Genomic DNA, 14,079 nt, shown 5'->3' with positions numbered 1-14,079 from the left:
TCCAGACAGAAGGCCGCGCGGACCGGACGTGAAAAACGATCCGCGCGGGCTCACCAACCAAAGCAGAGAAAGCTGAATGACGGGAGCCGGCACGCGCAAGACATGGGCGGGTGTCGCGACCGGCTTCGCCGTTCTCCTCGGCCTCTTGCTGCTGCGCGGCTATGATCCGCCGCTTCTGCAATATCTGCGTAATGCCGGCTTCGACCAGTTGCAGAGAATCTGGCCGCGCGACCAGCCCGATCTACCGGTGCGCATCGTCGATATCGACGAGCGCTCGCTCGCCGAGCTCGGCCAATGGCCGTGGTCACGCAAGGTGCTCGCCCGCCTGGTCGATGAGCTCAATACGCTCGGCGCCGCGGTCGTCGCCTTCGACATCATATTTCCCGAACCCGACCGCCTGTCGCCGAGCCGCATTGCCGGCGATCCCGATCTTCTGGCCGGCCTGAGCGCCGAAGCGCGGCAGGAAATCGGCAAGTCTTTTCCCGACAATGACGACATATTCGCACAAGCTCTGCAGGGCCGGCCGATCGTGCTCGCCTTCTCCAACGCGCCGGGTAATGCGCGCAAGACGCCGCCGCGGGCGGCGGGCTTCGCCCAGACCGGACTCGATGCGAGCAAAGCGCCGCCCTCCATCCAGAGCGTCGCCGCCAATATCGAAAAGCTCGAAGCGGCGGCGGCCGGCTTCGGCGGGATCAACCTCGATCTGGCGCGTGAGCAGGGCGTGGCACGGCAGACACCGATGCTGTGGACGGATGGAACCGGCTTCTATCCGAGCTTGGCGCTCGAAGCCTTGCGCGTGGCGCAAGGTGCCTCGACGATCGTCGTCAATGCCTCCGATTCGACCGAAAACGCCATCGACAGCATTCGCGTCGGTGATTTCGAGATCCCGGTGGCGGAGGACGCACTCTTCGCGGTGCGTTACCGGCACGATTCTCCCGCCACCTATGTGTCGGCGGCCCGCATCATCTCGGGCACCGAGCGCGAGGCGCTGGCGCCGCTCATCAATGGCAATATCGTCTTTGTCGGCACCTCGGCAGCGGGCCTCCTCGATGTGCGCATGTCGGCGCTCGGCGAAACGGTGCCCGGCGTGCTCGTTCATGCCCAGGTGGTCGAGCAGATCCTGAGCAATGATTTCCTCAGCCGGCCGCAATGGGCGGCGGGCGCGGAATTCCTCGCGGTGGCCGTGCTCGGACTGGCACTGATCACCATCATCATGTTCTCGACGCCGATGAACGGTGCGCTGGCGGGCATCGCGGCGATCGGCCTGATGGCGGCGGGCTCGGCCTATGCCTTCCGGTCGCTCGGCATCCTGGTCGATGCGACCTTCCCGGTCCTCGCAATCATTCTCGCCTTTCTTGCGACGCTCGCTTTTCGCCTCCTGGTCACCGACAGCGACCGGCGCATGCTCAGGAATGCCTTCGGTCACTTCGTCTCGCCCGACGTTCTCGCCGAGATCGAGCGCAATGCCGGCGAGCTCAAGCTCGGCGGTGAGGTGCGGGAAATCTCGGTGCTGTTCGTCGACATCCGCAAATCCACGACACTCAGCGAGAAGCTGCCGCCCGACGCGCTGGTGTCGCTCATCAACACGCTGCTCGACCGTTGGAGCGCCTCGATCATCGCGCAGAGCGGGACGATCGACAAATTCATCGGCGATGCGATCATGGCCTTCTGGAATGCGCCTCTCTCGAAGCCGGACCACCAGTATCACGCCGCGCGGGCGGCGCTCGGTATCCGCAAGGCGACGGCTGAGGTCAATGCTGACTCGGAAGTCAGCCGGATTCTCAAGGAGCGCGGGCAATGGCCGTTGCAATGTGGCGTCGGCATGAGCTCGGGGCCGGCCTGCGTCGGCAATATGGGATCGGAAACGCGTTTCGACTATTCAGCCGTCGGAGAAACCGTGAATATCGCGGCGCGCACTGAAACGGCGAGCAAGCGGGCGGATTTCGACATCGTCATCGCCGGCGCGCTCGATCCTGCGACCAAGCGGCTGGCCATCCTGCCCGCCGGGCATGTCGCGATGGCCGGCCTTTCCAATCAGATGCCCATATGGGCGGTGGTGGGCGATGAAGCGATGGAGCAATCAACCGCCTTCGCCGAACTGAGCGCGGCGCACGCTGTCTTGCTCGATGATCTCGCCTTTAAGCGACAAGATCGGCTTTTCGACATGGTCGAAAAATGCACCGCGCTCGCTCGTGAAATCGAGCCGCGGCTCGTCGGATTTTACACCGCCATTCCCAACCGTCAGACTGACTTCGGGTGATAGCTGGCTGATGATTCAGCGAAAGAAATTATCGATTACGCCCGATTGGAATTGACGACTTCCCATAGTTCAATTAACAGCGATGGAATTGTGTAAACGGGAGAGGGGGCTGTCCCGATGTCAGATGCTGATGTCATTTCTATCAACTGTCCACATTGTGGAACGACCGCGGTCAAAACATTCCCATGGGCGATGACGCACTTCACCACCAGGTGCACGAGCTGTCGCAAGGCCTATCTTATCGATCGCGCTTATCTTTTGCGAAATCTGCAACGGCTTGATGCCGCTGTGAATCCGGGTCAGCCCGGCGCGCGCGACTAACAATCTGACGGATTTGCTCTGTGCGATCCTCATGATCGCACTGTGTTTCTTCAGAAACATTCTGATACAAATAGCCTGACATATAAGTCAGGTGACGGGTGTGATCGTTTTGCAGGGGTGTCGGGTGATCGGTTTTCAATCGTCGATTGTCGGCCCCTGCTGATTCGTCCGATAGCTGAGCAGTCCTCGCGCGGCCTGTAACTTTGTGTCCCTCGGCGCCGTATAGGGGAAGGGCCCGCCACCCGGCGGGCGCGCTTCCTCGCGGGAGCGTGAGTTGTCCCGGCCGTGGCCAAAGCCTAGAGTATCAGGTCTCGGCTGCCGGGCTCTGTGCCGTTCCCGCGATCCGGAAGGCAATGGCTTGAGGACACGCAAATGCTGATCAAACGCAAATCCGGCTGGGAACTCCCGGAACATCTGGTTACGCCTGAACGGCTGTTCCTGAACCGGCGGGCGCTCTTAGCCGGGCTTGCCGGCGCTGCTTTGGCCGGTTTCGCCGATCCGTCCAGGGCGGAGAGCGATCCTTCCCAGGGCCTCTATCCGGCCGCGCCGAATCCCACCTACCGGGATGCCGGGCGCGCCATCACCGATGAGAAATACAATACAAACTACAATAATTTCTATGAATTCGGCACATCCAAGGGGATCGCGGCGGAAGCCGAGAAGCTGCGCATCCGCCCGTGGGAGATCGCCATCGATGGCGAGGTCGACAAGCCCATCACGATCGGCATCGACGATCTCCTGAAGAAGGTCACGCTCGAGGAGCGCATCTATCGCCATCGCTGCGTCGAGGCATGGTCAATGGTGGTGCCGTGGACCGGCTTCCCGATGCGCAAGCTCGTCGAAATCGCGAAGCCCAAGGCGGACGCGAAATATGTGCGCTTCGAGACCTTCAACGACCCCGAAATGGCGTCCGGCCAGCAGCCGGGCCTCTTCGGCAGCATGCCCTGGCCCTATGTCGAAGGGCTCACCATGGCCGAGGCGATGAATGACCTGACTTTCATGGTCACCGGGGCCTATGGCAAGCCGGTGGCCAAGTCGATGGGCGCGCCGATCCGCATCCATATGCCCTGGAAATACGGATTCAAATCGATCAAGTCGATCATCAAAGTCAGCTTCGTGAAGGAACGGCCCGTCGGCATGTGGGAGCAGCTGCAGGCGTCTGAATATGGCTTCTGGGCCAATGTGAATCCGGAAGTGCCGCATCCGCGCTGGAGCCAGGCCTCCGAACAGGTGCTCGGAACCGGCGAGCGTATCCCCACCCAGCTGTTCAACGGTTATGGTGACTATGTCGCCGCGCTTTATGCGGGGCTCGAGAACGAGAAGCTCTATATGTGAGAGACCTCAGTTGCGGTGAATCTTCCGTCGCAACTTCCCGCTGTGTCGCTCCAGCAACAAAAGAAAAGGCCGGACAAAATCTGTCCGGCCAAGGATATGGGCTTGTCCCGGTGAAGGGACGTCTCCGGTCCGGGTGAGGGTGGTCCGGAAACATCAGCGGAGCGATACAAGGGGAGGGAGTAACTTCCGCTGCTCGTGCATTCCCAATGAATGCGACCATGTGAAGATGCGTCATTTGCTTATGTCAGACAAGCTGACACATCTCATGGGTGGCATGCTCGACTCGCATGGCATTGATTTATAAGGACTTTGGACGAGTATCCAACCAAACTCGGTAAGCTGATGGATTCCAATGAGTTGGGGTATCGAAACGGGCCGGAATCTGTTGTGCAGTGCAAAATCTGCCTCCCTTTAGCCGGCTCGACAGAGCCGAAAAAGAGGATCAGAAGTAGGTCATGGGATTTGACCTATTTTGGGCACTGTTGATCTTCACCGTCGTGATGTCCGTCACGCCGGGCCCCAACACCATGATGCTGCTCGCGTCGGGCGTGAATTTCGGTTTTCGCGCAACCGTGCCGCATATGACCGGCATCACGCTGGGATTCGGCGCCATGACGGCGGTCGTCGGCCTCGGGTTGGGCGAGCTCTTCAAGCTCTACCCCATGATCTATTCGGTGCTCGGCATTGCCGGCGCCGTCTACATGCTGTTCCTGGCCTGGAAGATCGCGACCGCGACAGCGGTGGGCGAGAGTCGGTCCGCGGGCCGGCCGATGACCTTTCTTCAGGCGGCCGCCTTCCAATGGGTCAATCCCAAAGCCTGGGTGATGGTCATCACCGCCTTCACCGCCTATTCCATACCCGACGCTCATCTCGCCTCGGTCGTGCTTCTGACCGTCACCTTCATGGCGATCGGCGTACCGGCCTGCGTGGTCTGGATCCTGTTCGGCACCGGGCTCAGACGCTGGCTTGAGAATCCAAAGCGCCTGCGGGTCTTCAACATCACCATGGCGGTTCTGCTGGTGCTGTCGCTCGTTCCCGCTTTCTGGCACGGATGAGCGTCTTCCTGTTCACGGACAACCCCGCGACCCTCGCCGGCAAGAATACGCTGTGCCTGCACGTGCCGCCGGCGCTCGCCGACAAGCGGGCGGTGCTCCTCTGGTATGCTGAGGCACTGTGCTTCCCGTCCTACTTCGGGGAGAACTGGGACGCGTTCAGCGAGTGCGTCCGGGATCTCGCCTGGCTCGCGCCCTCGAACATCGTCATCGCCCATGGCGATCTGCCAATGGCGGGGCATCCGTCCGATCAGGATATCTATCTGGATGTTCTGGCGGATGCCGTTCTCGATTGGAAAGGGGATGCCGCGCGGAATTTCAAAGTCACCTTTCCAACCAAGGTGATGCGCGCCTTGGACAACCGAATGATCATCGTGGGCCGACACATGTCGACGCGCGACCTCATTGTGCGGAGCTTTCCCGACGGCGTCCCTGACGAAGACTATCCGGCACTCATCTGGGTGCTCGATGATGCCCAGATGTCGCAGCGCTCGATTGCGACGGCGTTGGCCGCAAGCGGCGTCAATGACGACACTGCCGCTTTGAATGATATTCTCGGCGTCCTTGCCGACCGGGAAGCTTACGAGGCGGCCGGCCGTGCGATCATCGAGAAGATGAAGCCATATGGATATGACGAATGGCTCGTGGAAGGCGACACGCCGCTGTCGCAAGTCCATCTCATACGGGCGTTGAAACAGATGCACACACTCTTGCGTGACGGGGGCGAGAAGCGCGGAGCGCAGCTCATCGCAAGAATTCTCAAGCTCCACCATGGGTCGGACGAGTTCTGGAGTGCCGTCACCAGCCTTGAACTCTGGGGAGGAGCCGGATCGCTTTTCGATCAGGCATTTGTGAAAAATTCTGAAGATTCCTTGAGATTGCAGTTCAACCGGGTGCTCCTCGAGCTGGGTGGCCTAATTGAAAGGGAAGGACGTTCGACCCATTTTGTCCGATCCGCGAAAATGGTGCTTCGCCAATGGGTGGCGAAATAGCGTGAGGCCGCGTTATATCATTGCGCTTTCGGCGCTCTGCCTCGCGGCTGTCGGTGTGGCGACCTTTGGAGACATCGGCGGTGCCGATTGTGGTGTGGATGTCTTCGACACGCGCACGTCACCCGATGGGCGATACAAAGCGGTCAGCTTCGGCGTTGACTGCGGTGCGACCACCGGCTTCAACACGCAGTTGAGCATATTGCCGGCGACGGCTGCATTCGACCGAGACGCCTATCCGCCCCAACTGATCCTAGATGGCAAATGGACGCTCGCAATATTGTGGAAGGACGACGCCGGTCTAGTGGTGACGATCCCGAAGACGGTGCGGATCTAAAAGCAGGAGGAGCGTGCCGGAGAGGTCTTCATCAGCTACGAGTGAGGGCTAGTAGATTGGCTGCAGATCCTCACCGCTCTTTCTCATGAGGAGTAATGCCCAGCCATTGATCTCACCTCCGCCCCGGCGGTCGACGATGTGATATTTGCCATCCTTGACGGCTTCAACGATCCACTGGGCGCCGTCAGTTTCGCCAAGGCCACTTTCGTTGGTCGGAAGATCCCAGAATTTGGTCCGCTCCAGTGTCTCGATGAGAATCTCGGTTTCCTTCTTGTCGATCTGTGTCGTCTTGTTGATCACGATCTTGCCGGGTGCATAACCGCCATGCCCGTCCGCTTTCTTGGTGGTGAGCTCGGAAGTGCCGTCGGGTCTGACCGTCACGCGAAAAACGAAGGGAGCGTGAAAGGTTCGCAACCATAGCATCCGATAGGTTTCAGTCTTGTGGTCGCCGAGCCAGAGCGACGGTTCGCCCAGCGCGGCCAAGTGCTTAGAGTACCATCCGATACGGAAATCGTCGAGCTGTTGACTGCTGTCCAAGGGACGAACTGCGAAATAGCGCTCCTTGGCGTCGGCAGTGTTCGCGGTAAGCAACGCCAATGTCAGCACGGCTACGAAGCGCATGATGAGTCTCCCCGAATATTTCCCGGGCAACAGTTTTCTATAGAAATTCGCCCCAATCGCGGCGCCGCGCTGTCTTGAATAAGGCGCCGTCACGTTTGCTCACCGTGCGCTCCTGCAACGAGCCATCGGCCGTGCAGAGCTTGAGATCTATCCGGCCCTTGCTCGCCCGGGGTGGGGCAAGGATACGCGCCTCGGCGGGAAGACCGGCTTTGCGAGAGGCGGCGAGATAGATGAATTTCTCGTCCTCCCAGGGCACGTCCGCCTGCTTCGCCAGACGGTGCAGGCGCGAGCGCGCCACGCGCCTGGAGAAGTGGCACCAGTCCGGGCTTTTGATCGGGCAGGGGGAGCGGTGCGGGCAGGGGGCGAGGATATGGGCGTCCAGCGCGATCAGCCGTTCACGTGCCGCGAGGATGCGTTCCCAGCCCTTCGGCGTGCCGGGTTCGACCAGGAGCAGGACATCGCCGGTCAGCGCCCAGAGTTGGCCGACCAGACGGTCCCGTGCTTCGGGGGCGAGTTCGCTCAGCACATAAGCGAGCGAAACGAGATCGGGCCGATTGACTCCTGTGACGCCTTTGGTGACGTCGCCGGACTGCCAGTCTATCGCGGCCACCGGGCTCGCCTCGGCCAGCGTCTCGCCGCATTTGCGGATCGCCCCTGATGCCTCGACGAGACGCGCGGTCTTGAGGCCAGGCCAGCAGTTGGAGGCGGCCCAGAGCACCGTGCCGGGACCGGCGCCGACATCGAGCAGGCTCTCTGGCGTGAAATCCGGATGGCGTTCGGCGAGCTCCGTCATCGCGGCGCGGATGGCGGCATAGGTGGCGGGCAAGCGCGTGGCGAGATAGGCCTTGGCGCTGAGATCATCCGCGAGATGCAGCCGGCCGTCGCGCGTCTCGCCGCGATAGCGCTCCGACAGGCTTGCGGCGGCCCTCGTCAGATCGGCGATCGCCACACCCTCGAGCGCTTGGTCGACGGCCTGGCGCAGGAGGAGGGGAAGCTCCATGCGAAAGCTAGAAGCTCCACTCCTTCGCCTTCGAGACGAGGAAGTCGCGGAAGACGGTAACGCGTTTCGAGTCCTTCAATTCTTCCGGATAGACGAAATAGGTGTCGAATTGCGGCGTCTCGACCGGCAGATTGACCTGCACCAGGCTCGAATTGTTGCCGACGATATAGTCGGCAAGCGACGCGATGCCGACGCCCGCCTCGACCACGCGCCTCAGGCCGTAGGCGTTATTCACGCGCAGGAATGGCCGCCGGATGTCGCCATCGGCGCGGCCCGCGGTTTCGAGCCAATTGATCGAGGTCAGATAGGTCGGCGCCTGGCCGAAGGTGACGATGCGGTGATTGTCGAGATCCTCGACCGATTTCGGCATGCCGAATTTCTTGACGTATTCGGGTGCGGCATAAATGTGATGATGCACCGTGAAGAGCTTGCGCTGGATGAGGTCCGGCTGCACCGGCCGGCGTAGCCTTATCGCCACGTCGGCCTCGCGCATGGCGAGATCGAGTTCGCGGTCGTCCAGCATCAAAGTGACCTGGATCTGCGGATAGAGATCGGTGAATTCGGTCAGATGCGGGGTCAGCCACACCGAGCCCAGCCCCACCGTGGTGGTGATGCGCAATTCGCCGGTCGGTTTGTCCTTCGAATCCATCAGGCGCGTCTGGGCCGCGGCAAGCTTGGCAAAGACGTCATGGGCGGTGCGGTACAGCACCTCCCCTTGCTCGGTGAGGATGAGGCCCCGGGCATGGCGGTGGAACAGCGCCACATTCAGGTCCTGCTCCAGCGAGCTGATCTGCCGGCTGACGGCGGATTGCGACAGCCCGAGATCGTGGCCGGCATGCGTGAAGGAGCCGGCTTCCGCGACCGCGTGAAATATTCTGAGCTTATCCCAATCCATGGCCATATTTTCTTCATTACCGCAGCGCGGATGCGCGCGGTGTGATTGCTGTGTGTATCGTTACTCGGCCGCCTCGCGCAGATGTTCCTGGGCAGCGAGCCAGCGCTCCACCTCGAGGGCGGCCATGCAACCCATGCCGGCCGCCGTCACCGCCTGGCGGTACACATCGTCGGTCACGTCGCCCGCCGCATAGACGCCCGGAATGGACGTCGCGGTGGAGCGGCCTTCGGTCACGATGTAGCCGCCGGCATTGAGCGGCAGCTGGCCGACGAAGAGCTCGGTGGAGGGCTTGTGACCGATGGCGATGAAGACACCGTCGGCGGGAAGCTTCTGCACAGCGCCCGTCTTCACGTTCCTGACCTTGGCGGCGGTGACGCCCTTCGGCTCGTCGGCGCCTTCGACTTCTTCCAGGACAGAATCCCAGATCACCTTGATCTTCGGATGAGCGAAGAGGCGGTTCTGCAGGATCTTCTCGGCGCGGAAATGGTCGCGGCGATGGACGATCGTGACCTCGCTGGCGAAATTGGTGAGGAAGAGGGCCTCTTCGACCGCCGTATTGCCGCCGCCGATCACCACCACTTTGCGGTCGCGGTAGAAAAAGCCGTCGCAGGTGGCACAGGCCGAGACGCCGAAGCCCTGGAAGCGCTGCTCGGAGGGCAGGCCCAGCCAGCGCGCCTGGGCGCCGGTCGAGATGATCAGGGCATCACAGGTATAGACCTGGCCCGAATCACCCTTGAGCCAGAACGGGCGCTGATTGAGCCTCACCTCGACGATGTGGTCGGAGATGATCTCGGTGCCGACATGGCGGGCCTGGGCCTCCATCTGCTGCATCAGCCAGGGGCCCTGGATGACATCGGCGAACCCCGGATAGTTCTCGACATCCGTGGTGATGGTCATCTGGCCGCCCGGCTGGATCCCCTGGATCATCAGCGGTTTCAGCATGGCGCGCGCCGCGTAGATCGCGGCCGTATATCCAGCGGGCCCTGACCCAAGGATCAGGACACGGGCATGACGGTCAGTCATGGCTTGCTCCTCTTCTGGGGTGCTTCCTTGCGAGAATCGGACAGGTGGGAGGCGCCCTAGTGGTATGACGTTACAACATAGCTTATTTGGGGGCTTTCTCAACCCTTTGACTATGAGTTGTGCATAGCTGGCCGCTTCTGCAATGCCCCTACGCAATGGCTGGCGAGCGGAAATAGCAGAACCGGACCAAGCGGATAATTGACCCTTCGGCTAGGAAATCGGTCATATTTATCCCCAGGCCGCGCAAGATCCTCCTGAGCCGATTGTGGTCTATTGAAATTTTATTGCTATAGTCCGCTCCATGACGGTCACGGGGCAACTTGACGCCATCGACTGGAGGATACTCAAGACCCTCCAGGACAATGGGCGCATCACCAATGTCGAACTGGCTGAAAAGGTGGGGCTGTCGCCGCCGCCCTGCCTGCGCCGCGTCCGGGCGCTGGAGGAGGCGGGGTATATTGCCGGCTACCGCGCCATGCTCAATGCCGAGAAGCTCGGCTTCGAGATCATGGTCTTCGCCATGGTCGGGCTGAAGAGCCAGGCCGAAACCGAGCTGTCGAGTTTCATCGAACGGGTGAAAGCCTGGCCCCTGGTCCGCGAATGTTATGCGGTCTCGGGCGAGGCCGATTTCATGCTGAAATGCGTGGGCGCCAATCTCCATGCCATGCAGGATTTCATCATCAAGGACCTCACGGCGGCCGCGAATGTCGACAGCGTGAAGACGACGCTCATCCTCAGGCGCGAGAAATACGAGCCCGGAATCCCGATCCCATGAGCAATGCTTCGGAAGCGATCGACGGCGTGTCGGTCAAAGGCTGGTTCAGCCTGACATCATCGGCCCTCACCGCGGTGGTGGTGGGCTTCGCTTCGACCATCCTGCTCATCATGGAAGCCGCCGACGCCGCCGGCGCCAATGATGCGGAGAAGGCTTCTTTCGCGGCGGCGCTGTGCTTCGGCATGGCGGTCACCTCGGTCATTCTGGGCTGGCGCTATAGAATGCCGATCATCACCGCCTGGTCCACGCCGGGCGCGGCTCTCATCGCGACCAGCGCCGGCGCCGGCCTCGATTATCCGAGCGCCATCGGCGCCTTCATCGCCGCGGGCGTGCTCATGTGCGTCACGGCTCTGTTCAAGCCGGTGGCGCGTCTCATCGAAAAAATCCCGGCTTCCATCGCCGCCGCCATGCTGGCAGGCGTCCTCTTGCGCTACACGATGGGTGTGCCGGGGGCCGCGATCGAACTGCCCTATCTGGTGATGCCGCTGATCGTCGTCTTTTTCGTCTTGCGCGTCTGGCTGCCGCTTTTCGCCGTGCCGGTGGTTGTGGTGCTGGGTGTCGTGCTGGCGACATTCACCGGCGCGTTCGGTGCGGGGTGCTGCACCTTGAGCATGACGCAGCCGGTCTGGACCACGCCCAGCTTCAACTGGCCGGTGATCGTGGGCCTCGGCCTGCCGCTCTATCTCGTCACCATGGCCTCGCAGAATCTTCCCGGCTTCGCCGTCCTGAAGGCGTCCGGCTATCAGCCGCCGGTCACCGGCTCGCTATGGGTGACGGGCCTCGGCTCGATCGTCTTCGCGCCCTTCGGCTCGCATCAGCTCAATCTCGCGGCAATCACCGCCTCGATCGTGACCGGATCGGAATCACATCCCGATCCGGCCAAACGCTGGCTCGTCGTCTGGCCTTATGCCGTCTTCTATATCCTGATCGGTCTGGCCGCGGCGAGCTTCGTCGCCATCTTGGGAAGCCTGCCCAAGCCGCTCATCGTTGCGATCGCCGGATTGGCGCTTTTTGCACCGCTGCTCGGTAGCACGACCGCGATGTTCAGGGAGAAGAACGAAATCGAGGCGGCGCTCGCCACCTTCCTCGTTTCGGCGTCGGGCATCACGATCTATGGCGTCGGCGCGCCCTTCTGGGGCCTCGTCGTCGGCCTCGTCATATATGGCGCGCGCTATTATCAATCGATGAGGAAGCCCCATGGCTAATGCTCATGATTTCGCCTTCACCCGTCTGACCGGCGAAGACCTGCCGCTCAAGGATTTCGCCGGCAAGGCGATCCTCGTCGTCAATACGGCGTCGGAATGCGGATACACGCCGCAATATGACGAGCTCGAGGCGCTCTGGCAGGCGAACAAGGACAAAGGCCTCGTGGTGCTGGGTGTGCCCTGCAACCAGTTCGGTGGGCAGGAGCCAGGCTCGGAGGCCGAGATCGGCGCCTTCTGCCGGAAGAATTACGGCGTCACCTTTCCGATGACGGCGAAGAACGATGTGAAAGGCAAGACAGCGCATCCCTTTTACAAATGGGCCGCCGGTGAGGCGGGACTCCTCGGCAAGCCCAAATGGAACTTTCACAAATTCCTGATCGGCCGCGACGGCGCTTTCGTCGACTGGTTCTCGAGCCAGACCAAGCCGACGGGACCGAAGATCAAGAAGGCGCTGGAGAAGGTCCTCATCTGAGCCCTGTCCGGCGCGCCGCGCAGAAGCTGTGGGTACATGGCTTCAGCCAAGCTCCGAAGCCGACGGCGCCTGTCGCGCCCGCGCCTGCGATGAGCGCGATGAACATGCCGAAATCATTGCCGAGCAGAAGCCACCAGGGCGTCGCAGCAAGCCCGGCACCCCACAATGCGAAGCTCCATAAGGGCGAGTGAACAACCGGCCCCCATAGTTTTGTGATGAGGAAGAAGGCGGGTGCCACCAGGAAGAGATGTTGCATGCTGGCGACGACGAAAACACCGGGCACCATGCTCAGGGCAGAAATATCGTTCAGGCCAATGACCAGGCCGGCGCAGAGTATCACCGTCGACACCGCAATCGAAATCATGCCTGCCGTCTGACCTCGACCAATCATCGGCGCAGTTGTGTCGCCGTTTGCTTCCGACGCCAGCCGCCGCAGACCGTCACGCGGCACAAGATCCTGCGGCTGCTTGACGTCCTGCGCCAGACCGAGTGCTTTCAGGATGCTGATCAGCCACCAGCCGGGATCGGTCTGGCCGTGCTCGACGCCGAGCTTGGCGGAGCCCGGAAAGGCATGATGATTACCGTGCCAGCATTCGCCGAAGGTGACGAGGCCGACATATTTGATGTTGTAGCCCTGGACGGCCACGTCATCGACGGTCCAGCCCTGATGGCCACGGCGATGGGCGAAGTGGCCGATGAGCCAATGGCCGGTGAGCGACACGCTGACCCTGAGTGCCACGCCCCAGACGAGCCAGGGCAGGCCGCCGATTGCGAAGAACAGGACCGCCCAGGGAAGCTGCTGCAGCATCCAGCTGCGCTCGAGGAAACGATAGAAGGGGTCGTTAAGGGTTTCCGGCTCGATCGCGAAATGCGGCGGATGGTCGAGCTTCACCGCGCAATGCATCTGCCACCAGGCATCGACGAAGAACGAGCGGCGATGGGCGTAGAGATCGTGGCAGTGGCGCTGGCGCTGCGCCCAGTCGCGGATATCGTGCGCGGCGATCATGCCGAAGGGGCCGGCCATGCCGACGAGGGTGCCCAGATAGACGAGCAGGCGCTCAAGCCATAGGGGAGCGATGAAGCTGCGATGAATGAGCAGGCGGTGCATGCCGACCGAATGTCCGGCGCATAACGTAACTGCGCTGGTGACGAGGAAGAGCAGGAAGGCATCCCAGGTGAAGGTGAGGGGCGCCAGGACCAGTGCGGTGAGGGTGAGGGCGCCCGTCCACAATGATTTGCCGGGAACCCATACGACCCTGCCGCTCGACGCCTCGCTGTCGAGACCCGAAATCATGCGGGCGGTTGAAATGCAAGACATCGCCGTCGCCTCCTTGATAAGTAATTTGGTAATTCGTTTATGAGCTAAATACTGAAATACAGACTTGAAGGTAATTAGGCAATAGACTAAATGATGACTCGGTTAATCGCGCGGGCGAAATGGAGCGTTATGGATATTCAACGTGTGTTCGAAGCCCTGTCCTCGGTGACGAGGCGGAAAATCCTGGCCTATCTCTCCGAGACGGATCTGACCGCCGGTGAGATCGCCCAGCGCTTCGACATTTCGAAGCCGTCGGTCTCGCAGCATCTTTCCGTTCTGGAATCAGCGGGCCTCGTCGCCAGCGAGAAACGTGGCCAGTTCGTGCATTACCGTCTGGTGCGCGACAATCTCCTCAACACGCTCAACGGCTATGTCCAGGAAGTCTGCCCGGTGAGCCGGCCGCTCAAGAAGGAGAGCGAGAAGCTGGCGAAAAGCCGGCGCAGCTGAGCAGGGAGTCTCTTCTTTTCGAGCCTGCG

General features: G+C 61.5%; 14 protein-coding genes and 1 pseudogene. 9 read left to right on the top strand and 6 right to left on the bottom strand.

Annotated features, from left to right (window positions below; genetic code table 11):
* Positions 1 to 76: 76 nt before the first annotated feature.
* Complete coding sequence (locus JHL16_RS13520) at positions 77 to 2,260, top strand: CHASE2 domain-containing protein (RefSeq protein ID WP_200185366.1); 2,184 nt, start codon at positions 77 to 79, stop codon at positions 2,258 to 2,260.
* A 120-nt stretch (positions 2,261 to 2,380) separates the two neighbouring features.
* Here JHL16_RS13520 and JHL16_RS13515 read toward each other — a convergent pair whose 3' ends face one another.
* Complete coding sequence (locus tag JHL16_RS13515) at positions 2,381 to 2,641, bottom strand: hypothetical protein (protein ID WP_200185365.1); 261 nt, start codon at positions 2,639 to 2,641, stop codon at positions 2,381 to 2,383.
* A 312-nt stretch (positions 2,642 to 2,953) separates the two neighbouring features.
* Between JHL16_RS13515 and msrP the strand changes: the two genes are divergently transcribed.
* From msrP to JHL16_RS13495, 4 genes are all read left to right on the top strand, one after another.
* The gene (gene msrP, locus JHL16_RS13510; RefSeq protein WP_200185364.1) at positions 2,954 to 3,916 is read left to right on the top strand and encodes a protein-methionine-sulfoxide reductase catalytic subunit MsrP; all 963 of its coding nucleotides are present in this window, start codon (positions 2,954 to 2,956) and stop codon (positions 3,914 to 3,916) included.
* 455 nt (positions 3,917 to 4,371) lie between these two features.
* Entirely contained in the window at positions 4,372 to 4,971 is a 600-nt protein-coding gene (locus JHL16_RS13505) for a LysE family translocator (RefSeq protein ID WP_200185363.1), read from the top strand.
* A complete protein-coding gene (locus JHL16_RS13500; protein WP_200185362.1) occupies positions 4,968 to 5,960 on the top strand; it encodes a barstar family protein in 993 nt (330 codons plus the stop codon). Before JHL16_RS13505 ends, JHL16_RS13500 begins: the two co-directional genes overlap by 4 nt.
* A 1-nt stretch (position 5,961) precedes the next feature.
* Positions 5,962 to 6,294, top strand: coding sequence for a hypothetical protein (locus JHL16_RS13495; RefSeq protein WP_200185361.1), 333 nt, complete (start codon positions 5,962 to 5,964; stop codon positions 6,292 to 6,294).
* A gap of 48 nt (positions 6,295 to 6,342) precedes the next feature.
* Here the strand turns inward: JHL16_RS13495 and JHL16_RS13490 are convergent, their stop codons facing one another.
* Genes JHL16_RS13490 through trxB form a run of 4 tightly spaced genes read right to left on the bottom strand, consistent with a single transcriptional unit; the run spans position 6,343 to position 9,833 of the window.
* The gene (locus JHL16_RS13490) at positions 6,343 to 6,915 is read right to left on the bottom strand and encodes a hypothetical protein (protein WP_200185360.1); all 573 of its coding nucleotides are present in this window, start codon (positions 6,913 to 6,915) and stop codon (positions 6,343 to 6,345) included.
* A gap of 37 nt (positions 6,916 to 6,952) precedes the next feature.
* Positions 6,953 to 7,915: a small ribosomal subunit Rsm22 family protein gene (locus tag JHL16_RS13485; RefSeq protein WP_200185359.1), complete on the bottom strand. Its 963-nt coding sequence runs from the start codon at positions 7,913 to 7,915 to the stop codon at positions 6,953 to 6,955.
* Between the two features lie 7 nt (positions 7,916 to 7,922).
* Positions 7,923 to 8,810, bottom strand: a complete 888-nt coding sequence (locus JHL16_RS13480; protein ID WP_246770936.1) for a LysR family transcriptional regulator — start codon at positions 8,808 to 8,810, stop codon at positions 7,923 to 7,925.
* Between the two features lie 60 nt (positions 8,811 to 8,870).
* Positions 8,871 to 9,833 (bottom strand): thioredoxin-disulfide reductase, encoded by a 963-nt coding sequence (gene trxB / locus JHL16_RS13475; protein WP_200185357.1) that lies wholly within the window; start codon positions 9,831 to 9,833, stop codon positions 8,871 to 8,873.
* A 301-nt stretch (positions 9,834 to 10,134) separates the two neighbouring features.
* On the opposite strand from trxB, the gene JHL16_RS13470 reads away from it, so the two are divergent.
* From JHL16_RS13470 to JHL16_RS13460, 3 genes are read left to right on the top strand one after another with little or no spacing between them, the layout of a single operon-like run.
* Complete coding sequence (locus tag JHL16_RS13470; protein WP_200185356.1) at positions 10,135 to 10,608, top strand: Lrp/AsnC family transcriptional regulator; 474 nt, start codon at positions 10,135 to 10,137, stop codon at positions 10,606 to 10,608.
* Positions 10,605 to 11,813, top strand: coding sequence for a benzoate/H(+) symporter BenE family transporter (locus JHL16_RS13465; RefSeq protein WP_200185355.1), 1,209 nt, complete (start codon positions 10,605 to 10,607; stop codon positions 11,811 to 11,813). Before JHL16_RS13470 ends, JHL16_RS13465 begins: the two co-directional genes overlap by 4 nt.
* Entirely contained in the window at positions 11,806 to 12,285 is a 480-nt protein-coding gene (locus JHL16_RS13460) for a glutathione peroxidase (RefSeq protein ID WP_200185354.1), read from the top strand. Before JHL16_RS13465 ends, JHL16_RS13460 begins: the two co-directional genes overlap by 8 nt.
* A gap of 391 nt (positions 12,286 to 12,676) precedes the next feature.
* Here the strand turns inward: JHL16_RS13460 and JHL16_RS13455 are convergent.
* Positions 12,677 to 13,603 (bottom strand): annotated as a pseudogene (locus JHL16_RS13455) (acyl-CoA desaturase); the annotation flags it as partial.
* Between the two features lie 90 nt (positions 13,604 to 13,693).
* On the opposite strand from JHL16_RS13455, the gene JHL16_RS13450 reads away from it, so the two are divergent.
* On the top strand, positions 13,694 to 14,050 hold the full coding sequence (locus JHL16_RS13450; RefSeq protein ID WP_200185353.1) for a metalloregulator ArsR/SmtB family transcription factor: 357 nt from the start codon (positions 13,694 to 13,696) through the stop codon (positions 14,048 to 14,050).
* Positions 14,051 to 14,079 lie beyond the last annotated feature (29 nt).

Origin of the sequence: Taklimakanibacter albus (genome assembly GCF_016595235.1) — a bacterium.
In the GTDB taxonomy this organism is placed as follows: Bacteria; Pseudomonadota; Alphaproteobacteria; order Rhizobiales; family Aestuariivirgaceae; genus Taklimakanibacter; species Taklimakanibacter albus.
This window is presented reverse-complemented; position numbering and strand designations above follow the sequence as displayed.

What these genes read in the sequence shown, in the direction of transcription:
- JHL16_RS13520 (WP_200185366.1), top strand. Translation starts at nt 77, where the DNA reads ATGACGGGAGCCGGCACGCGCAAGACATGGGCGGGTGTCGCGACCGGC.
- JHL16_RS13515 (WP_200185365.1), bottom strand. Translation starts at nt 2,641, where the DNA reads ATGTTTCTGAAGAAACACAGTGCGATCATGAGGATCGCACAGAGCAAA.
- msrP (WP_200185364.1), top strand. Translation starts at nt 2,954, where the DNA reads ATGCTGATCAAACGCAAATCCGGCTGGGAACTCCCGGAACATCTGGTT.
- JHL16_RS13505 (WP_200185363.1), top strand. Translation starts at nt 4,372, where the DNA reads ATGGGATTTGACCTATTTTGGGCACTGTTGATCTTCACCGTCGTGATG.
- JHL16_RS13500 (WP_200185362.1), top strand. Translation starts at nt 4,968, where the DNA reads ATGAGCGTCTTCCTGTTCACGGACAACCCCGCGACCCTCGCCGGCAAG.
- JHL16_RS13490 (WP_200185360.1), bottom strand. Translation starts at nt 6,915, where the DNA reads ATGCGCTTCGTAGCCGTGCTGACATTGGCGTTGCTTACCGCGAACACT.
- JHL16_RS13485 (WP_200185359.1), bottom strand. Translation starts at nt 7,915, where the DNA reads ATGGAGCTTCCCCTCCTCCTGCGCCAGGCCGTCGACCAAGCGCTCGAG.
- JHL16_RS13480 (WP_246770936.1), bottom strand. Translation starts at nt 8,810, where the DNA reads ATGGATTGGGATAAGCTCAGAATATTTCACGCGGTCGCGGAAGCCGGC.
- trxB (WP_200185357.1), bottom strand. Translation starts at nt 9,833, where the DNA reads ATGACTGACCGTCATGCCCGTGTCCTGATCCTTGGGTCAGGGCCCGCT.
- JHL16_RS13470 (WP_200185356.1), top strand. Translation starts at nt 10,135, where the DNA reads ATGACGGTCACGGGGCAACTTGACGCCATCGACTGGAGGATACTCAAG.
- JHL16_RS13465 (WP_200185355.1), top strand. Translation starts at nt 10,605, where the DNA reads ATGAGCAATGCTTCGGAAGCGATCGACGGCGTGTCGGTCAAAGGCTGG.
- JHL16_RS13460 (WP_200185354.1), top strand. Translation starts at nt 11,806, where the DNA reads ATGGCTAATGCTCATGATTTCGCCTTCACCCGTCTGACCGGCGAAGAC.
- JHL16_RS13450 (WP_200185353.1), top strand. Translation starts at nt 13,694, where the DNA reads ATGATGACTCGGTTAATCGCGCGGGCGAAATGGAGCGTTATGGATATT.